Consider the following 20,605-nt stretch of genomic DNA (forward strand, 5'->3'; position numbering starts at 1 on the left):
CGTAACAGTGTTTGCGTTTTGAGCAGATGGCCCATCAGCCCCCTTGACCTGATTGCATCCGCTGCAAAGATGGTTCTCCCGGGCTGATTTTCAGCCATCGGCTGGCAATAGCCTGCGCGCCCCCAGTGTCGCCTGATTCAATGTGATAGCGCACCGCAGTCATCGCGGTATCACGGTGTTCTGGATGTGCCTTCATGACGGCATCCAGCACATTCAGCGCCGTTTTGGGGTCGCCTGTGTCATGCAGTGCCACCGCATAGACATAGCCAAAGTCGGGGTCTTCTGGTGATTTCTGCCAGGCGGTTTTGAGCGACTGCACAGCCTCTTGCCGATCACCACCGCGAATCTGCGCCAGACCCAGGGCGTGATAGAGCAAGCCTGAATCCGGGTGCCGGACCAGGGCGCTACGCAACAACTTGATACTGCCGGCCGTATCGCCAGCCGCGCCCAGATAATCGGCCTTCATGGTGATCGCGGGCAGGAAATCCGGATCCAGTACCAGCGCGCGGTCGATCTCGCGCCGGGCGTCATCATGTTGCCCCAGGTCACGATCAAGTCCGGCCAGATTCATGTGCGACTCGGGCCGTTCGGCCAGGTCTTGCTGCACTTGCCGGTACTCCATCATGACCTGATCCCAGCGCGCACGGTCGGTCCCCAGTTGATCACGCGCATCCACCAGCAAGCGGGCTGCCTCGATCCGCACTCCGCGGACAGAATCCGCCAGCAGCGGTGTCAGCAGAGGTTTGCGGGTGTCGGGTGGCAACATTCCCAAGGTATGAATGGCCGCAATACGTACCACCGGGTCGGTATCTTTGAGCGCCACAATCACGGTTTTCACCGTTTGCTCGCTGGGATAACGTCCGGCCTCCTCCAGCGCGGTCGCGCGGCGAATCGGCGGGATCGATGGGTCCAGTACCAGCACATTCAGTACATCTGCAGCGCCAATGCCGCCATTACGCAGGCTATGCATCATTTCGCCATAACTGACCGGGCGGGTCTGTTTGCCAAACCAGCCCTCCAGTTTCGCCGCAGCCCATTCTGGCGTTTTGTCTTTGTGGCAGGTCGTGCACGCGTCTGGTGTACCTAACTGCCGAGCCAGATCCGGGCGCGGAATCGTCAGCGAATGGTCATGCCGGAAATCGATTTCCATGTAGTACTTGCCGGGCATGTGGCAAGCCACGCAAGAAGAACCAGGGCTCCCTTGCGGATGATGAGTATGTGCCGGTGTATCGTAATCCTTGCGCTGCAGGGTTTTGGTATCCAGCCCAGGCCGCTGGATCGGACCGCTGGCGTTATGACATTGCAAACAAACTGCATTGCCTTGCGCCTTGAGTTCACCGGTATGCGGGTTGTGGCAATCCACGCAGGTCACACCCTTCATGAACATCTTGCTCTGTGCAAACGAGCCGTATTCGAAATCTTCTTCCTTGAAGTGCCCGTCCACCTCATACAGCGCCTGGGTCAGCAAGCTCAATGAGTAGTCGTCCGCCAACCGACGCCCATGCACAAAGCCATCACCCAAGGGGGCCCGACGACTATGACAACGAGCGCAGGTTTCCAGTACGGTCTGCTGTGGTGCGCCCTTGAGTGGCACTTCAAAACCGGAACCCGGCACCGGTTTTTTGTCGCCGGCGGCCCATTCCAGATGAGTCGATGCCGGCCCGTGACAGGCCTGGCAACCCACACCCAGTGATTGCCAGCTTGATTTGAACGTGTTGTCAGTCGGGTTGTAATTACGCTTCATGTTGGTGACATGGCACTCCGCACACATGAAGTTGGCGTTCTGCGCCGGTTTGGTCCAGTGCAGCTCATCCGCCGCCGTCACCATGTCTTTGGGATGCAGATGAAACCAGTTTTTTTTCTGGGCATCCCAGGCAATGCCCAGCGCCTGCAAGCGGCCACCTGGCATGGCAATCAGATATTGCTGCAGCGGGGCGACACCAAAGGTAAACGCCACCTTGTAGCTACCCACCTTGCCATCTGCACCGTCGGTATCAACCCAGTACTCATTACCCTTGCGGTAAAACCGGCTGGTGACGCCGGCGTAATCAAAGGTCGCATTGTTGAAGTTGCCCAACACCGTATCAGGTGCTGGCGTCTCCATTGCTTTGGCGTGGTGCGTGTTTTTCCAGGAGGCAAACTCGGCCGAATGACAGGATGCGCAGCGTTGCTCATCCACAAAGGTGGCATGCACCGCAGACAAACCTGTGGGAGCGGCACGGCCCAGCACATGAAACTGGTACAGCCAGAAAACACCCAGCGCGACCAACATGAATAACGCACCGGCAATCAACCAGCGACGGCTATGCGAGGGCGAAGGGGATTCCTGATCTGGAACAACAGCAGACGCAGCAGCGGTCACGGCCTGCTGCTGTTTACGACGGGAGGCTTTACCCATGAGCGGTGGGAATGGTTGATTTTTTAATTACTGCAGGCTAGTCAATCTGCATTACGAATGCAAAACAGTGATGTACATCATGTCGTAATTGTGTAGACAGGCTTGTATTGGCCATACAGGGCGATCGCCGACGTTTAGGTGTGTATTGAGCCGATAAGCACCTATGCGGCAATTTTTCTTGACCGCTTCGGGTCGGTAACCGGACTTCTTCTCCTCGATTCGGAATTGCCGCTTCGGCCGACGAACTGCCCACCATTGGTCAGAGCTGAAGCGCCGGCCATACAGACCGCTAACAGCAGAAACAACAACGCCCGCGCAAGGAGGCCGTTGTTCAGTACTTGGCAGTCAGTTTGGTCGGCTCGGATAAAAACATCGATACACTCCGAGCCCCGACCAACCTAAACCGAATATCACGCCGCTCGCCCCAAAAAACCATAAGCCACCATCCAACAGCAATCCCACGCCCACTGCGATCAGCAGGAGACCATAAAAAAAATCAACGATGTAGCTGTCCTTGAAAAGGCCAACAATTTCAAATACGAATTTAAGAAATACGGCGGCAATTAGCAGTACCGAAAGCAAATCCATATCAGTCCCCCGATCCTGACATGCAAGGTGAGATGTATGCCAGGCTAATAAAGGGCTTTCAATGCACATGATGGCCGGTTTCCAGTGCAAAGCAGACTTGCACTGCCGCCTGCGCCAACGTCCGCTTCGGCCGAAAAACAGCCATTGGCAGCGCCATCTGATCGGCATTGGCAAAGTTACTGATCAAGGCAAGAACACATACGAATTCCGCCTCAGATCATGCCCCCAAACCAGGGCATTTTTTATGGCGGTTTGCTATGGGTTACGCAGGACCAGCCAAATGAAGTCCATCAGGTTTTCTTCTTGCCAACGCAATCCAGTACAACACATTGATCAACCCGAAGTTTCAGTAATGCGCATGTGAGAATGCGTGGCGCCCCAGGCAAGGCGCCAGTGCTAAGCCGCTATCGCCAGGGCATACGCGCTTTCATTGGCACAGCGCACCATGCAGCGCAGTGGTCTGGCGGAGAGCTGAGTCGTTTGCGCGCCCAGCAGGGTGATCAGCGCGGCGACGTCCAGTTGAGCAATCGCCGTCTGAAACCGCTGGATCTGTTCCTGGTCCGGTTGCACGCTGGCGGGAAGCGCGGCTTTGTTAGCGGCCTCACGCAGACGTCGGCGGGCGCGGGACAAGTGCTGGCGGGCGTTGACGGTTTGGGTACCCAGGGCGGCGGCAATGTCGGCATGTTCACACTCCAGCACCTCATGCATGACCAGCGCCAGGCGTTCTGACGGGGACAACCGGGTCAGTAAACAAGCCAAAGCTTCGCCCAGTTCCGCACGGCGCAACAGGTCCGTTTCGGGCGATGCGTGTGCGGCATCCTGGATCAGCTCCCGCACGTCGTCGGCCACCTGATTGCTGCGGTTACGTTGGCGGAGCCGGTCTATGGATTGGTGCTGCACAACCTTTGTCAGCCAGGCTACCGGTGTGCTCAACGCGGTTTGATCAGTGTTTTGCCATTTCAGAAAACAGTCTTGCACGACATCCTCAGCGTCGGCCTCATTGCCTACAATGCGGCGGCTGATGGCTTTCAAACGTGGGCGCAACCGTTCAAACAGCGCGCCATCGGTATCGGTGATGCGTGGCATGGGCATGCTCCACGGGTTGAGGTGATGTCACATGACGCCTGGCAATGCGCTGACGTGACACATCCGGTTTATATTTTTTGTTCCGTCACATTGCGTCCGGCGCGATGCGTCAAGCAAGCGAGATTTCTTCCCGGGTTACGCCCGGGGTTCTCAATGTCTCTGACTACCCGCAAGGACCATTATGGCTTCTCATTTCCCATCCGGGCTGGGCCTTGTGCCCACCGTGATCGAACACACAGGCAGCGGTGAACGCGCCTATGACATCTTCTCCCGCCTTTTGAAAGAACGGGTGATTTTTCTGGTGGGCGAAGTCACCGAGCAATCGGCCAATCTGGTGGTTGCCCAAATGTTGTTTCTGGAGTCTGAAAACCCGGACAAGGACATTTCGTTGTACATCAACTCACCCGGCGGGTCGGTATACGCGGGCATGGCGGTGTATGACACCATGCAGTTCATCAAGCCGGACGTCTCGACCCTGTGTACCGGCATGGCAGCGAGCATGGGATCGTTTCTACTGACGGCCGGGGCGGTTGGCAAACGTTATGCGTTGCCCAATGCCCGCTTGATGCTGCATCAGCCACATGGCGGCGCGCAGGGTGTGGCAGCCGATATTGAAATCCAGGCGCGTGAAGTGCTGTACCTGCGTCATCGGCTGAACACTATTTATGCAGAGCGCACCGGGCGATCGCTGGCGCAAATTGAGCAAGATCTGGACCGGGACCACTACATGTCTGCCGCAGAAGGCGCTGATTATGGCCTGATCGACCACGTACTGGTGGCGCGTGACGCGCAGTACGGCCATTAGCGGGACCATTTGTTCATTGGCCATATGGGCCAAAAACAGCGCGGGGGTGCGCATCCTGGTCAGAGGATGTTTGACTCAGCAAATGAAGAAATCGCGGCAGCGTTTTCGGGCCCGGCGGGTTCTCGCCACTGACTGGCTCAACCATGCTCCCCCGCCCTGTCCAGCAAATGGACGAGCCTGCTTCCACGACGAGGGGCCACGAACGGCGTCGTCGCCCATGAAACATGAACGAGGATGCGGGAACCGACTACAAAGCAGTTTACCGGCGATGTTCTTGCAGTACCTCTAGTACCCGCGCCGACAGCGGTATCCCCTGTGCCACCAGTGGATCGGCGATCTCTCGCCATTGTGCATAAGCTACTTTACGTGCATCAAAGAGCGGCCAGACATCCTCATCAGAACCTTCTCCACGCTGCGCACGATGCTTGGCTTCGCGGAACGCCGTTGAAATCGCAATCAGCGTCTTTTCAGCCTGCTCGAGCTTTACTCGCGTCATCTCATCCATAGCAGCAACTCCTTTCTTTGACGCCACAACCAGTCCGGTCATGGGTCAGGCATCCTCTTTCGGGCTTGCTCAGTGATGCAGTCTGCTTGTTCATGTCCGGGCGAGACTGGCCGCCCGAATGCCCGTATCGTCTGCGGCGAATTCATAGCGTTCGCGGCATGCCAGGCCACCACGGCGGCCGTATCCGCGCCAAATGTGCGCCATCCCAAGATACCTTGAGATCGCCCGACACACCCAACTCATCGGAGCCCCCGCCTGTATCGCTTGATCGCGCTGGCTGAGGCGCCAACTACGCGGTTTTCCGGTTGCATGACACGCCGGCTTTTCTCTGAGGTGGTCAGCAAGCAATGCCAGCGGGGTCATGGTTATCCCCGTACGATCTCGGGCTTTGATGCCAGTCAAATCTGACACAATACATTGCCAAGGTCAATTTTTGATAACGGCAAGTTAATAGTGTCATACAGTCTGGTCAGGTTTATTAATCCTCTTTTTAACTCTGGAACAAAGGGCCTTCGTTTCGGCAAATCCCGCTGTTGATTCACCGTTGGGTGACCCGTAACCTCATGTCTTTAGATGATCCTGGCGTTTGATTGCAGATCGCCCGCCATATCATGCATGGATTGCGTCATGACGGAGCCTGCACCGGGCTGATGACGAAGCACGATCGGCTGCCTCGCATGAGGCGTCAAAAGATATGCCGCCTTCGGCACAAATAACCAGACAACACGTCCCGCATGCCGCTGGGCGTGTCATACCTCATGAAATAGACATCTTGCATCAGCAAAAGCAGTAGCAGTAACACCAGCACCAACAAAGCGCTTTCAAACTCCAGCGCAAACACACAAACAAGAAGCGTGCCCATCGCCAGAGGCAGCCCCGTCAGCAGCAGAAACCCTTGCCAGTGATTGTCCCAGGCCAGTGGCGTAACGACGTCAATTAAACACCTGAGAAAGAATGTGTTGGAGAGAATTGAGCCGGTGATGAATGCGCGTGCAACTATTTTTCCGGGTATGGAAAATGACTTGATCATATGATTTTTTCTGCCGGTTCAAGAGGGACTGACGCGATATCCACAGACTCCATCGGCCAGATTGCGGGTTGTTGCCAGGCAGGCGCAGCTTGCGGACGACCAAAAAAGTATCCTTGCACCGCATCGACCCGTCGGGCGCTCAGCCAGGCTAGTTGCGCCGCAGTTTCTACCTTTTCAACAACGACCTTCACCCCAAGCACGGCGGTCAGCTGCAGAATGCAATCGAGCACGCGATCTGCATTCGGGCTGACATCCAGCCCGTCCAGAAACAGACCATCAATTTTGATGCAGTCAAAGTCAAAGCGATGCAGATAGCCTAATGAACTGTATTCGGCGCCAAAGTCGTCCAGCGCGATACGCACATGATGTTCCTGCAACCGGGCCAACACAGTTTCAATGCGATTGGTGCGGGAGATCTCCACAAAACTGCGCTCGGTGAGTTCCACAACGGGCTGCAGGCCGTACCCCTGCACTTGACTGGCCCAATTGATCACATCTGCCACCAGGGCTTCATCCAGCATGGCTTCCGCGCTCAGATTAAGCGCAACACTGCTCCCTGCAGGCAATGTCATTGCGGGCAATTGCGCGCTGGAGAGGTGCATCATCAAACGGGTCAGGTCGGCAATCAGGCCCAGTTCTTCTGCTCTGGCAACAAAGCGGTCTGCCGGTACGAATCCACCGTCGGCAGTTCTCCAGCGCGCCAGTATTTCCACGCCAGACAGGGTCAGATCAGACAAGCGATAAAGCGGCTGATAATGAGGCGTTATTTCCTGAAATTGCACTGCTTTAGCCAATGCCGCATCAAACTGCCATGCTGCGCTGAAATAACGCCTGGCCTGGCCAAACATCAACCAGCCCATCACAAGCGCAATGGCATTCCAGGTGAAAATACTGTCCAGTACATACGCCCAGGCCAGTGTTCTGCTCGCTTCCACGAAAACGCGTGCAGCGCCAGCGTCAGACTCGACGACCCATTCATGATTGAACGCAGGCCGCAGGCGGGTGGTCGCTTTACTCGACAAATAGGTGTTACCAATCTGCAGCACGATCTGCTCGTAGCGATCGGCTGCTTGAGCCTTGATCGACTCAAGAAAGTAATCTGGCCGGAACAGGAACAGCACGCTATAGCCATCGACGTAGTCATATTCCAGAGAGGGATAGGTGCGAAGCGCATTGTGCTGATCACCGCCCGTATGCGTACTGCACACCTGCTGGTGCCAGCGTTGCACATAAATGGCATCGATAAACGCCGACCTGCTGATTGCCTGGTCCAGCCCCAGCCGTAGCTGTGCATCACATTCGGCGCGGGTCTGCATCGCCGCCGAACCTTGTTCATACAAGTGCTGGTGCAACTCGTCTGCGGTTTGCCGCGATGAAACAAGCGAGGCATCGACTGTGCCCAGTATGCTAGCGCTAACTGCGGTCAGCTCCTTATGGACGCTAATCTGGGCAAACCAGACCAGCCCGATGTTGGCGAGAACAAGTGGCGCTGCAAAGCAAACGGCCAGGGCAATCTTTCTTTTCATGGCTCAAAAACCTGATGCTAGTTACAGCAAACCCAAGCGGCGGGCTTTATCAACAGCGCTGATCCGGCTGCCCACACCAAGCTTGCTGTAGATCCCTTTCAGGTACCACTTGATGGTTTGCAGTGATAAATCCAGTCTGGCCGCAATGGTCTGGCTCGTGAGCCCTTCTGCTACAAGGCGCAGGATTTCCATCTCGCGCGCGTTGATATCTGGTATTTGAAGCGGCTGTTTTGCCTGGCCACGGGCACAGAGAATACGGGCGATGTGATTTTGTTCTGCCACGGTAAACAGTCGCGCGTGCCGTGATGAGAGCTGAGACAGAAAGCCCGTCAGCAGTGCGCCTTCATCCAGAAACGTACTGATCGCCCCACTGCCCGTGGCCAACCGGATCGCTTCCAGTAGTTGCTGCTGGGCACGTCGGGTTTCATCAGCCAGCAAATACCCCAGAGCAGAAAGCACGTACAGTTTGGTTAAACGCCAGGCGCGGCCAGTGACTCGTGCTGCCGCAATGTGACTATCAAGCATGCGCATAGCCGCGGCGGCCTCATCCCCGCCTGCGTGCAGCATCAGCCGGGCCATTTCAATACCGCACCCCTCGACCTCTTCCGTCGGGTAAACAAATGCGGCGTCCGGTAACGTGTGATCGGCACGCAAATATTGACGAATCAAGGGCTGAGCGGCCTCCGGACTTTCGTGGGCAAGGGTAATACGCGCCCGTTCAGCATCAATTTTGCCTTGCATCAGTGGATCATGCGCCACGCTAAGCGCCAGTTTTTCCAGCACCAATATCCCTGCCATGGGGCCTTGTTCGACGCAGGCAAGCCGGCTATCCATCATGCCAAACAGGAAATTGACCAGAATGATGGGCTGAGCTGTATTCAGCCAGCGATATTGCTCCAGCCAATGCCGGGCTTCTGCATACATGCCCAGTTCATATAACAGTTGCAAGCGATAACCACGACAAAAAATATGCATGATGCCTGCGGGCAGTCGTGCATCGTGCATTTCTATAATATCGTCAGCACATTGCAATATGCTCAAAGCATCACGCAAGGCCCCTTTTGCCGCCATAATGGAGGCCTCGGCAAAGTAAGAATTGCTCAATGCCTGAAAATTATTAACGCCCCGATTGATTTTTTTCGCATTCCAGACCGCTTGCGCGGCGACATCCATTTTTCCTTTGCCCAATTCGATCATGGCAACCAGATTGAAAATTCGGCCCTGATTGGCGTCACCCAGATGAGGCATTGCTGATTCAAGCTCCTCCACTCTTTCCACCAGAGACTGATAATCATGCAGATGCAATTCGCTCAGCAACAATTCCTGGTACTTGATAGTCGGCTCGATGAGCGGATCAAACATTCCACGCATTTTGTTTTTTAATTCTCTTAAAACAGAAATCGCCTCTTGTTTGTCACCTGAAAACAAAAGGCACCATATATAACTGAGGCACAGATCATCATTTCCGATCAGAAATACTTTGGGAATGCGCTGGCACCACCGGATAACCGTCTTGAAGCGTGCATCATGCAATAAGTTTTGCGCAGCAGGCCCCACCAACGGCATGACCTTTTCCCAGTCACCCCTATCAATCAGCAAAGAAATAGCTGCAGCCGTTTGTCCTTGCTCAATTAACCAGTTTGCGGCGCGGTCAATCAGCGCCGAAGTCCTCTGGTCATCGGAAGCAGTTTTGTTGTTTATCACGTAATTCCTGAATGCCGGATGAAACCGGTACCAGCCGTCCCGTGTCGGCATTAGCGGCCAGCCGGCAGCAACCAGCGCAGCAAGCCGGATATCCTCCACCTGGTACATGGCATTCACCAGGGCGTCACAGACTTCGTCCAGACGCCCGATCGTACGAACCAGCTGCTGCTGAGCCTCACCGTGAGGGGAGAAAATCTGCTGCTCAAAAAAAGCCCGTACACGTTCTTGATAACGCGTGCTGCCCCTGGTCGCGCGCGCGGATTTCATTGGCTCGCCAGACTTGTCTTGCAACAATGCAACCAGGATCGGCCATCCCTGTGTCTCGCGGGCAATAGCCCTGTCAACCGGCTCGCGACAGCGCAAGACCACACGACACCAGGCAGTCACCTCATCCTCGGAAAGCCGCAATGCATCTGTATCAAGGACCTGAACCACCCCTTGGGCGAGTAACCCCACCAAACGCTGCTGATCCAGCACACGTGTAGCAAACACGGCATGCAAACCGGCTGGTAATAGCGTGCACAACTGGTACAGCCAGTCGGTAGAAACGTAAGCCCACTGATCCAGATCGTCCACCAACACTGTATGGATCAAGGTATCGGCGTCCTCTTTTGCCGCCGTCTCATCAGCAAGCCGTCGTGCAAACTTCAGCGGATCGGCATCCTGCGGCGTCAACGCAAGCCACCGGGCACTTTGGTGATGCCGGTCCAGGTGATCAGACAATGCGATCAGTGCCTGCGTTTTGCCGTAGCCCGCTGGCGCATGCAGGATCAGTGCCCGGCTACTTCGGCTACTGGCAAGGAGCTTTTGAGCCAGCACCTCACGTTCCAGCATTCGCGCGTTGACTTCAGCAACCGGTAACTTGATCGGCATGATCCACATTCCGCCCTGCAGCGATTCGACCTGTCGGCAAAGTACTACCCTGAACCGTTCAGACTTTGTAACGCGCCACAATTTGCAAAAGCGTCTGGCTATCAGCGTGCAATTTTGTGCCGACCTCGGCCACACCCATGGCGTTGGCGCTGGTTTGTTCGGTCATCTGCGCTACTTTTTCGATCTCGCGCGCCATACTGTTACTCGCGACACTTTGCTCGCTCATGGCGTACGAAATGTCATTCACACTACCCAGCACGGTCTGCGCGCTGGTCTGAATGCCCGCAACAACTTCTCCGACCGAGGTCACACGTTCCACGCCGACGACGACTTCATCCACCGTCAGATGAATGGCTGCAACGGTCTGGCGGGCTTCTTCCTGAATCTGCTCGATGGTCTGGGCAATTTCGTAAGTCGATACCGATGTACGCTCCGCCAGTTTGCGGACTTCATCAGCCACCACGGCAAACCCGCGACCCACATCACCCGCCCTGGCCGCTTCAATGGCAGCATTCAAGGCCAGCAAATTGGTTTGTTCAGCAATCCCTTTAATGGTGGTCACAACGGCGCTAATGTCCACCACCTTTTGCGATAACGCTTCAACTTGACGGGCCGTGGTGTTGGCTCGGCTGGCAATCAGGTCGACTTTACTGATCGTGTCTGCCACCGTTTTGCCACCCACGGCGGCCATCTCACCCGCTTTTTCGGCCAGGTCGCGTGTTTCTTGCGAGCGCTCTGCCACATGCGCAATGCTGACGGTAACTTGCTCCACCGCAGCCGCCATCGCGGCGGTGGAATGGCTGACCATTTCATTGGCAGCGGAGAGTTCACTGGTATTGGTCGCCAGTTCTGCCGCATGCGACCCCACACCCTGGCTAATGGCAGAAACTTCGCTCAGGCTCTGCTGCATCACACTCAGCAGATGGTTCAATACGACCGCTGTATCCCCAATCTCGTCTTTGCCGCTGACCGCAAAACGACGCGTGAAATCCAGCGAGGTACCCACATCTGCCGTTTGCGTCTGCAGTGTTTTCAGTGATCTGCTCACCCCTCGCGAAATCAGCATGCCAATGACCAACACGATCACCGCGCCAACAATGCTGATGACAATAATCATGATATAAAGCTGGTGAATACCGTCAGAGGCTTCTTCACTTTTCTTCGATCCCAGATCCACATTAAATCTGGTCAATGCATTAATACTGGAAAAAACCTTATCTGCCTGTGGTGAGGTAACTTCACGGATATATTTAATCTGCTGGTCATTCGCCTCAATAGTCAGCAGTTTATCGACCATGCCTTCCCACATTTGTTCATTTCTGGCCAGCTCCTGATAAAGCCTGCGGTCCTGCTCCTTGATAGATGGATTATCAAGCTCGATGGCCTTGTTATATTCATCGAGTTTTTTGAGCAGATTGGCTCGTGCTGTGGCCACGCCTTTTTCAATACTTTTTTCTTCAGCAGGTGGCACTGCACCCCATAACAAAATCTGTCGCCGTGCTTCGGCAAACGCGGCCCCGATATCAGGAATGGTAGCCAATGTGGGAACAACATTTCCGGTCACTTCATCCGTACTTTCTTTGACTTTGGCTACAGAGGAAAATATCGCAAGGCCTTCAATAACAAAAATGGCCAACACAACTACATTTAAGAGAATTAATTTGGTAGAAATTTTCATGTTTAAATACCGGAAAACACAATTTTTCCTGAAAAAGTTACGCCCCTTTTCTGGAAAAAAACGGCCAATAGCATTGCCTTTCAAGCAATGACTGATCGGGAATGACAGCAGGATAAGCAGGAAAAAAACAGTGAACAATCTGAAAAATCAACCAGATTGATCTGCCTCAATGCACAGCACTAATAAATGAGATAGCCACCCCAAGGAGTGGTGTCAGGCGGGAAGGAACGGTTTATGGACAAACAACCCGGCGCGCCGTGCACGATGCCTTGCCGCTATTACGCAAAGCCGGGCAGGTCAAGGTCGTTCAGGTGGCGCGGGCGGATGAGCTTGAGCGGGCGCGCGAAACGCTGGAGGAGGTGGTTGAGTGGCTGTTGGAGCACGGCGTGAAAGCGCAAACCCAGCTCATCAAAACCACCGACGATGATGTCGCAGATCTTGAGGGCACAGCGTCCGCCATGCACGCTGATCTGATCGTCGCGGGCGCATATGGGCATACTCGCTTGCAAGAGTGGTTTCTCGGCGGTGTGACGCGGGATTTGCTGTTGCGCACGCAACGCTGCGCCTTCATTTCGCATTGAATCGCGACGGGCAGGTGTCACGGGCCGCCTGTTACACCAGGCGGCCCGTCGCGCCGGCTATATCCGGAACTTGCTGAACAACTGGCGCAAGAATGTCGCCAGTTCATTCAGATGCCGCACGCTATCCGTGGCGCGCTGCAAAGAGGCATCGGTTTGCTGCATGCGTGCAGTGATGTCTTCTGCGCTTTGCGCCATCGCGGTCGTGGCCTGTTGTTGTTCTTTGGTGGAGAGCGCAATTTCACCCATCTTGCGCATTACACCATCCATGTTCTCGCGAATGGTGCCAATGTTGCTGGATGCCTCTTCAGACAGTGCCACGCCGCGTTGAACAACATTGTGTGTACGCTGCATGCTGCCCACAGCCGCATCGGTTTCGGAGCGGATAGCATCAATCATGCCGGTGATTTCAAGCGTGGCCGAACCCGTACGCTCGGCCAGTTTGCGCACTTCATCGGCCACCACCGCAAACCCGCGACCCTGCTCCCCGGCCCGTGCTGCCTCAATGGCCGCATTCAAGGCCAGCAGATTGGTCTGGTCCGCAATTTCCTTGATGACCTGAATGATGCTGCTGATTTCCTGCGATCGCCGGCTCAGGGTATCGAGCAAGTTGGCCAGGGACTCCACTTCCTGCGACGATCGGCCTACTTCGTGCGCGACCTGCTGCACTGTAGCGGCTGAGTCGCCAGACAGCTTGCCGGTGTTCTTGACCAGTTCATCGGCATCTGTGGCGTTGTCCGCAATGTGCGAGATGCTGACGGTGATTTCTTCAATCGTCGCGGCATTGGTCGCCGCCAGATCAGACAAACGTTGCGAGTCATTGGCCAGGTCACGCAAGACGCTATTGATGCCTTCTACCCCGGTGGTCAGGCTATCACTTTGCTTCTGGATATCGCTGAACATGGCGCGCAACTGCTCGGTAAAACGATTGAACGCTTGCGCGGTCTGGGCAATTTCATCGTGACCGGTGATGTCAATCTTGCGGGTCAGATCGCCGCCACCCTGCGCAATCTCTTGCATGGCGGAACGAACGCGATTCAAACCCGAGAGCATGTTACCGATCAGCAAACTGGCCAGCGGCACCACGATCACCAACACCAGAACCAAAGCGCCAATGCACAGACCCAGCATCTGGTTCAGCGGTGCAAGGGCGGCAGATTTATCGATCACCAGGGCCAGGAACAGATCCGATTGCTCAATCGGCTCCAGGAAAAAGAATTTCTCCTGGCCGCCAATATTGGCCTCGTGCAGCTGCCCGTCTGCAATCGTGCCCAATTGATCACCGGGTAGATCTTTGGAGATCTCTGACACTGACTTGAGCACCAGTGAGGCATCACTGTGGGCCAGAACCTTGCCGTCTTTACCCACCAGAAACGCGTAACCGTCGCCAGTCAGCTTGATGTTCAGCACATCCTTGACCAGCGCGGAGAGGTAGACATCGCCGGCCACAACGCCCTTGAGCTGTTTGTCCGCCCCTTTGACAGGAGCGGCAAAAGAAAGGGTGAGTTGTTTGGTTGATGCATCGATATACGGCGCAGTCAGAATCAGCTTGTCGTCACTGACTGCCTGTTTATACCAGGGGCGGCTGGTGGGATCGTAACCGGCAGGCAGATCCAGGTTGTGGCCCTGAACCATTTGTTTGGCGGTCGTCCCGAAATAAACTGAATCGAAGGTGGAGCTCTGCTCCGCTTGCAAGAGAATGGGCGTCGCGTCGGTCGCGGATGCCCCAATCATCTCGCCCACGCCCGAAATAACCCGGCGCTTGTCCGCAATCCAGTTGCGCAGCACCACGTTATAGCCGATTGCCACTCCTTTGATTTCGTTGTTCAGCCCGGCGAGAATTTCCGAACGCATTTTGTAATACGCCGCACCGGCCAGCAGCGAGGTGATCAAAACCGTCAGGATCACCATAAAGACGATCAGTCTCGAACGCAAAGAACGCATAGCCCCTACCCCCCTTCCCCAGAAACCTGATTGACGGCTGCCCGTTATGCATCGCACTACGTGAAGAACACGCTTGTTGGCCAATGTATGGCGGTCTTTTCTGGCGGTGCAGTCACCGCTTTGCATACTGCTTGAACACTAGCTCCATTTGCCCCTGACAGACGTCCTGCCGCATCCAGTTTATTGATTCTGTTGCAGAACAGTCATAAACCGGCTCATCACTGGCCCGAACCGCCCTTCTGCCGGCGCGGTGATTGACCCAGAGAATCAGCCCTGGCGATTGCCCCGGGGCGAGATGAGTAGCGCCAGGCCAGGCCGACATGACGGCACATGCAGCGGATCGATACAAAGCCAGTCATTTCAGACAAAAACTATTTACATTCAAAAAGATAACTCTGGGTGCTACCGTGTAGCCATCAGCTACCGCGGGCCCTGGAACGCCGTACTAACGCGCCTTGTGCACCCCACACGCCGCTCGCCCCGGCCCGTCGCAGCACCGCTTTACTGAATCACGGAGGTACTTATGACTACCCTGCTGATCCCTGTCGACGGCTCGCCCCATTCTTTGCGCGCTATTGAACGAGCCTTGGCATTCAAGCAACAAGATCAATGGACTGATCTGGTATTGCTGAGCGTCGCGCCGCTGCTTCTAGGGCGAACACGTGGCTTCTTCACCACGGCCCAACTCAACATGCTGTACGAGCGACAAACCCAGGAAATGCAGCGTGAAGCCAAGGTCATGCTGGACAAAGCCAACCAGCCCTACAACGCCATGGTTGTCCCCGGCAACACGGTAGATACCATTCTGACTGTGGCCGATGAAGTGGGCGCAGCACAGATTTACATAGGTACACGCGGGCACGGTGCAGCGGCGTCGCTGTTATTAGGCTCTGTGGCCAATCGGGTGGCGTCACTCTCCAGCGTGCCTGTGACGCTGGTTAACTAAGCGGAGGTGAATATGTCGACAATTCTTGTACCCGTTGATGGTTCTGCCACAGCCATGCATGCCGTTCAGTTTGCCGCCCGCCTGGCGCAGAACGACCCGTCACTCAAATTGCAGTTACTCAATGTGCAATCACCCAATCTGTATGGATCACTGATTGAGGGGATAGGCAGCACGGTCCCGTTACACCAGATTCTGCGTGAACAGGGAGAAACCGTGCTGGAGCCCTATGTGAAAGAACTGGAAGGTCGCGGCATTGCGTTTGATGCCCAGGTTAAAAACGGCCGCCCTGCTGACGTCATCTGCAACCACGCGCGCAATCACAATGCATTGCGTATCGTGATGGGCACGGGGGGCACGGCAACCAGCAATTATCTTTTTGGTTCAGTAGCTTATGCTGTGGTAGCGGCATCCCCGGCAGCAGTGACGCTGATTCGTTAGACAGTTAGCCACGCCAGAAGCCGCCTCATACAAGGCTGGTATCGTCAGGACGGTATGCATACCATGACCCTGACAATGCCGGCCTTTTTCATGATGCAACCCCGGGCGATGATCTGTTCGCGAAAGATACCGCGCACCCGGCATGCCTTGAGCTTGCACAGCAGTTATGCCATTATTTGTGCAGTGCAGCAAAAATGAGGCAATCATGTTTGGGCGCAGTCATGGCAAGCCGCTGTTGAACCTGGCCCTGCAAGGGGGTGGAGCCCACGGTGCATTCACCTGGGGCGTGCTGGATGCCTTGCTGGAAGCCGGCATCTATCGCTTTGAAGGCATCAGCGGGACGAGCGCAGGGGCAATGAACGCGGTCGCCGTCGCGCACGGCCTGTGCCTCGGAGGGCCCGAACAGGCCCGTGAAACGCTGGCTGCGTTCTGGGCTCGGGTCGCCGACAGTTTGCCGCGTGAAATGACTCAGCCACTCGGCACTGACGTGCAGGCCCCGCCGGGGATGCAAATGGTGTTCCACCTGACCCGATGGTTTTCTCCCTACCAGCTGAACCCGCTTGATTACAACCCGCTGCGCAAGATTATTGAATCGTTGTTCGACTTTGAACGCATCCGGCATACCTCTCCCGTCAAGCTGTTTGTGGCTGCAACCAATGCCAACACCGGGCATCTGAAGTTATTCCAGACCGATGAATTGTCGCCGGAGGCCTTGCTGGCATCCGCCTGTTTGCCGTCGTTGCAACAGGCCGTCATGATTGACGGCGAGGCTTACTGGGATGGCGGCTACGCGGCCAATCCCGCAGTGTTTCCGCTCTTCAAGTTCTGCCAAAGCGACGACATCCTGCTCGTGCTGCTCTCCCCCATGGTTCACGGTGAAACGCCTCGCACAGCAAGTGAAATCCAGCGTCGAGCCATGCTGCTGGGGTTTAACAGCGCCTTTTTGCGAGAAATGCGGTTGTTTGCACTACTGCAGGATATGGCCGACGACTCTGGATTGATCCATGGCCATCTTGAACGCCAATTGCGATCCATGCGCTTTCACGCCATCCAGGCAGACCCTTCGCTGGCGGAACTGGATCACTCAAGCCAGGCGACGACACACGGCCCATTCCTGCTCTGGTTACGCGACGAGGGTCGGCGGGCCGCATTGCAGTGGTTGCAACTGCATGGCCATCAGGTAGGCCGTCACGCCACACTCGATCTCAAGCCGTTGTTTCTCAGAAATTAAACTGGCCGGGTCACTGCAGACCTGCAATGCATTCAATACAAAACGGCCGGTATGAAACCGGCCGTTGTTGTTTGCTCTACCGCATTGTTATGAGCGCTTGAGTTCAAAGCGATCCAGATTCATCACCTTGTCCCACGCTTTGACAAAGTCGGCGACAAACTTCTCTTTGGCATCACTGCTCCCGTATACCTCAGCCAGCGCCCGCAACTGCGAGTGGGACCCAAACACCAGGTCAGCACGCGTACCGGTCCACTTGGCTTCGCCTGTCGCGCGGTCTGTCCCTTCATACAATGCTTTCGTGTCTGAAGTCGCTTTCCAGCCCGTACCCATATCCAGCAGATTGACGAAAAAGTCATTGGTCAGCGCGCCGGGGCGGCTGGTAAATACGCCGTACCGGGTATTGTCCACGTTGGTTTCAAGCACGCGCAAGCCACCAATCAGCACCGTCAATTCAGGTGCACTCAACGTCAAAAGGCGTGCTTTGTCGATCAACAGTGCCTCAGCCGACAGTTTGAACGTACCCTGGAGATAGTTGCGAAACCCATCGGCAACGGGCTCCATCACGGCAAACGACGCGACATCGGTCTGTTCTTGCGAGGCATCGGTACGACCTGGCGTGAAGGGCACAGTGATGGTTTGCCCACCCTTTTTGGCGGCTTCTTCAATCCCGGCACCGCCGGCCAGCACAATCAGATCAGCCAGCGAAACCTTCTTGCCGCCGCTTTGGGCCTTGTTGAAATCAGCCTGAATACCTTCCAGCGTGCTCAGCACCCTGGCCAGTTGTTCTGGCTGGTTTACCGCCCAGTCTTTTTGCGGAGCAAGTCGGATGCGCGCGCCATTGGCGCCACCACGCTTGTCAGTGCCGCGGAAGCTGGATGCCGCAGCCCACGCGGTCGAGACCAGTTGCGATACGGTCAAGCCCGAAGCCAGCACGCTGGTCTTGAGCGTTGCAACGTCTTTGTCGTCGATCAACGGGTGATCCACGGCCGGCAGCGGGTCTTGCCAGATCAATGTCTCTTTGGGGACTTCCGGGCCCAGATAACGGGCACGCGGCCCCATGTCGCGGTGAGTCAACTTGAACCAGGCGCGGGCAAATGCATCAGCGAACTGGTCCGGGTTTTCATAGAAACGACGAGCAATCTTCTCGTAGGCCGGATCAACGCGCAGTGCCAGATCTGTAGTCAGCATGGAGGGCGCACGACGTTTGTGCGGATCATGCGGGTCAGGGATGGAATTGGCACCGGCGCCGCCCTTGGGCTGCCATTGATGCGCACCGGCCGGGCTCTTGGTCAGTTCCCATTCGTACCCAAACAGATTCCAGAAAAAGTTGCTGCTCCATTTGGTTGGCGTGCTGGTCCAGATGACCTCCAGCCCGCTGGTAATGGCATCACCACCGACGCCCGTACCAAAGGTGCTTTGCCAACCCAGGCCCTGCTCGGCCAGATCTGCGCCCTCCGGTTCAACGCCCACATGGGTGGCCGGACCGGCACCGTGCGTCTTGCCAAAGGTGTGACCACCGGCAATCAGCGCCACGGTTTCTTCATCATCCATGGCCATGCGGGCAAAGGTTTCGCGGATATCGCGCGCCGCAGCGAGTGGGTCCGGGTTCCCGTTGGGGCCTTCCGGATTCACGTAAATCAACCCCATCTGCACTGCACCCAGCGGGTTTTCCAGATCACGATCACCACTGTAGCGTTTGTCATCCAGCCAGACTTTTTCGCTACCCCAGTAGATGTCTTCGTCCGGTTCCCATACATCTTCACGACCGCCACCAAAACCAAAGGTCTTGAAGCCCATGGTTTCCAGCGCGACGTTGCCGGTAAGAATGATGAGATCGGCCCAGGAAATCTTGTTGCCGTACTTTTGCTTCACCGGCCAGATCAGGCGGCGGGCCTTATCAAGGCTGACGTTATCAGGCCAGCTATTGAGCGGTGCAAAACGTTGCTGTCCTGAGCCAGCACCACCCCGCCCATCGCTCACGCGATAAGTACCCGCGCTGTGCCACGCCATACGGATAAACAACGGACCGTAGTGCCCCCAGTCTGCTGGCCACCAGGACTGTGACCTGGTCATCACTTCAGCCAGATCGCGCTTTACGGCGGCCAGATCAAGGCTGTTGAAGGCTTGGGCGTAGTCGAAATCTGCACCCAGCGGATCAGACACCGGTGAGTGCTGGTGTAGTACGTTGACGTTCAGCTGATTGGGCCACCAGTCACGGTTGGACGTACCAGCACTGTGATTAAAAGGGCATTTCGATTCAGTCGACATCTGTTTTCACCTCGATCATTTTGGCTCAAAGCACCCGGTCCGCTACCGGTTACCGGAGATAGCTACACCAGCCTAGGTATTCTTGCGTGGCGATGGAAATTGATTAATTTGATGGTCAGGAAATAAAAAAACTAAAGCCGTGATCACGCATCACGCGACCAGGCTGTTTTCTTCATCAAATCAACGGTTAGCCCATCAGCCCCAACACGGGGCAATGGTCCACATTTTCCTGGAGGGCAAGTGGCGACGCGCCGCCCTTTTGATCTATAGCAGACTAATCTCTGTGGCACTCCCGGCTTGCCACGCATGGCGGAACATCGTCAGGTCCGGGGGTGTTGGATCACCCGGTGTTATGCTCACACCCGTCCCAGGTTAGCCAGATATCTCCATGCCCAGCAAAATCCTGTTTCTTCCCGGCGCATCCGGCAATACCCGCTTCTGGCAACCGGTCATGCAGCGTTTGCAGCACCCGGCACGCCAGATGCATCTGGGTTGGCCTGGCTTTGGCGCCACGCCGGCACGCCAGGAGGTGAACGGTTTTGATGATCTGGTCCGTATGGTGAGCGCAGAACTGGATGGCCCGACCGCGCTGGTAGCGCAATCCATGGGGGTGTGGTGGCGGTGCTGGCTGCCCTGCAGAACCCGGGCCGGGTAACGCATCTGGTACTGGCCGCGACATCAGGCGGCATGGATATGGCCCGCCTTGGCGCGGCAGACTGGCGTGCAGAGTTCGCCCGCAATAATCCGGATCTACCCGACTGGTTTGGTACCTGGCAACAAGACCTGACCGCGCAACTACGCACGCTGGATATCCCCACATTGCTGCTGTGGGGCGATGCAGACCCCGTCAGCCCGGTTGCCGTGGGCGAACGTTTGCGCAGTCTGCTACCCAAGTCGACGCTGCATGTCTTTGCAGGCGGTGATCATGGCTTTGCGGAGGTCATGGGCGATGCCATTGCACCGCTGATTGACCAGCATCTGGTCACCGAAAACTGACCACCCCAACC

Annotated in this window: 17 protein-coding genes; 7 read left to right on the forward strand and 10 right to left on the reverse strand. The window is 56.0% G+C overall.

Features of this window, described 5'->3' with window-relative positions; translation table 11 throughout:
* Positions 1–34: 34 nt before the first annotated feature.
* The 3 genes from IEX44_RS04375 to IEX44_RS04385 form a co-directional block, all read right to left on the reverse strand.
* A complete protein-coding gene (locus IEX44_RS04375) occupies positions 35–2,398 on the reverse strand; it encodes a tetratricopeptide repeat protein (RefSeq protein ID WP_229678745.1) in 2,364 nt (787 codons plus the stop codon).
* Between the two features lie 345 nt (positions 2,399–2,743).
* Positions 2,744–2,986 (reverse strand): hypothetical protein, encoded by a 243-nt coding sequence (locus IEX44_RS04380; RefSeq protein WP_188689313.1) that lies wholly within the window; start codon positions 2,984–2,986, stop codon positions 2,744–2,746.
* Positions 2,987–3,382: 396 nt separating this feature from the next.
* Positions 3,383–4,072 (reverse strand): sigma-70 family RNA polymerase sigma factor, encoded by a 690-nt coding sequence (locus IEX44_RS04385; RefSeq protein WP_188689315.1) that lies wholly within the window; start codon positions 4,070–4,072, stop codon positions 3,383–3,385.
* Positions 4,073–4,253: 181 nt separating this feature from the next.
* Here IEX44_RS04385 and clpP point away from each other — a divergent pair, with 181 nt between their 5' ends.
* On the forward strand, positions 4,254–4,877 hold the full coding sequence (gene clpP / locus IEX44_RS04390; protein ID WP_188689318.1) for an ATP-dependent Clp endopeptidase proteolytic subunit ClpP: 624 nt from the start codon (positions 4,254–4,256) through the stop codon (positions 4,875–4,877).
* A gap of 259 nt (positions 4,878–5,136) precedes the next feature.
* Here clpP and IEX44_RS04395 read toward each other — a convergent pair whose 3' ends face one another.
* From IEX44_RS04395 to IEX44_RS04415, 5 genes are all read right to left on the reverse strand, one after another.
* Entirely contained in the window at positions 5,137–5,424 is a 288-nt protein-coding gene (locus IEX44_RS04395) for a hypothetical protein (RefSeq protein ID WP_188689321.1), read from the reverse strand.
* A 643-nt stretch (positions 5,425–6,067) separates the two neighbouring features.
* Positions 6,068–6,412: a hypothetical protein gene (locus tag IEX44_RS04400; protein ID WP_188689323.1), complete on the reverse strand. Its 345-nt coding sequence runs from the start codon at positions 6,410–6,412 to the stop codon at positions 6,068–6,070.
* Positions 6,409–7,938, reverse strand: coding sequence for an EAL domain-containing protein (locus IEX44_RS04405; RefSeq protein WP_188689326.1), 1,530 nt, complete (start codon positions 7,936–7,938; stop codon positions 6,409–6,411). The genes IEX44_RS04400 and IEX44_RS04405 overlap by 4 nt, the downstream gene beginning before the upstream one ends.
* Positions 7,939–7,959: 21 nt before the next feature.
* Positions 7,960–10,365 carry a LuxR C-terminal-related transcriptional regulator gene (locus tag IEX44_RS04410; RefSeq protein ID WP_188689330.1) on the reverse strand — a complete coding sequence of 802 codons (2,406 nt, stop codon included), beginning with the start codon at positions 10,363–10,365 and terminating at the stop codon, positions 7,960–7,962.
* A gap of 208 nt (positions 10,366–10,573) precedes the next feature.
* Complete coding sequence (locus IEX44_RS04415) at positions 10,574–12,331, reverse strand: methyl-accepting chemotaxis protein (protein ID WP_188689333.1); 1,758 nt, start codon at positions 12,329–12,331, stop codon at positions 10,574–10,576.
* Positions 12,332–12,450: 119 nt separating this feature from the next.
* Between IEX44_RS04415 and IEX44_RS04420 the strand changes: the two genes are divergently transcribed.
* Positions 12,451–12,774 carry a universal stress protein gene (locus IEX44_RS04420; RefSeq protein WP_188689336.1) on the forward strand — a complete coding sequence of 108 codons (324 nt, stop codon included), beginning with the start codon at positions 12,451–12,453 and terminating at the stop codon, positions 12,772–12,774.
* Between the two features lie 57 nt (positions 12,775–12,831).
* On the opposite strand, the gene IEX44_RS04425 is transcribed toward IEX44_RS04420, so the two are convergent.
* Positions 12,832–14,715: a methyl-accepting chemotaxis protein gene (locus IEX44_RS04425; protein ID WP_188689339.1), complete on the reverse strand. Its 1,884-nt coding sequence runs from the start codon at positions 14,713–14,715 to the stop codon at positions 12,832–12,834.
* A gap of 523 nt (positions 14,716–15,238) precedes the next feature.
* On the opposite strand from IEX44_RS04425, the gene IEX44_RS04430 reads away from it, so the two are divergent.
* The 3 genes from IEX44_RS04430 (at position 15,239) to IEX44_RS04440 (ending at position 17,330) form a co-directional block, all read left to right on the forward strand.
* On the forward strand, positions 15,239–15,661 hold the full coding sequence (locus IEX44_RS04430; protein WP_188689342.1) for a universal stress protein: 423 nt from the start codon (positions 15,239–15,241) through the stop codon (positions 15,659–15,661).
* Positions 15,662–15,673: 12 nt separating this feature from the next.
* Positions 15,674–16,099, forward strand: coding sequence for a universal stress protein (locus tag IEX44_RS04435; RefSeq protein ID WP_188689345.1), 426 nt, complete (start codon positions 15,674–15,676; stop codon positions 16,097–16,099).
* Between the two features lie 205 nt (positions 16,100–16,304).
* Positions 16,305–17,330, forward strand: a complete 1,026-nt coding sequence (locus tag IEX44_RS04440; RefSeq protein WP_188689349.1) for a patatin-like phospholipase family protein — start codon at positions 16,305–16,307, stop codon at positions 17,328–17,330.
* An 87-nt stretch (positions 17,331–17,417) separates the two neighbouring features.
* Here the strand turns inward: IEX44_RS04440 and katG are convergent, their stop codons facing one another.
* Positions 17,418–19,598 carry a catalase/peroxidase HPI gene (gene katG, locus IEX44_RS04445; RefSeq protein ID WP_188689352.1) on the reverse strand — a complete coding sequence of 727 codons (2,181 nt, stop codon included), beginning with the start codon at positions 19,596–19,598 and terminating at the stop codon, positions 17,418–17,420.
* Positions 19,599–19,986: 388 nt separating this feature from the next.
* Here katG and IEX44_RS20880 point away from each other — a divergent pair, with 388 nt between their 5' ends.
* A complete protein-coding gene (locus IEX44_RS20880) occupies positions 19,987–20,253 on the forward strand; it encodes an alpha/beta fold hydrolase (RefSeq protein WP_229678746.1) in 267 nt (88 codons plus the stop codon).
* Positions 20,220–20,594 carry an alpha/beta fold hydrolase gene (locus tag IEX44_RS20885; RefSeq protein WP_229678747.1) on the forward strand — a complete coding sequence of 125 codons (375 nt, stop codon included), beginning with the start codon at positions 20,220–20,222 and terminating at the stop codon, positions 20,592–20,594. The genes IEX44_RS20880 and IEX44_RS20885 overlap by 34 nt, the downstream gene beginning before the upstream one ends.
* The last annotated feature ends 11 nt before the right edge of the window (positions 20,595–20,605 follow it).

The organism is Silvimonas amylolytica (genome assembly GCF_014645555.1).
Classification (GTDB): Bacteria; Pseudomonadota; Gammaproteobacteria; order Burkholderiales; family Chitinibacteraceae; genus Silvimonas; species Silvimonas amylolytica.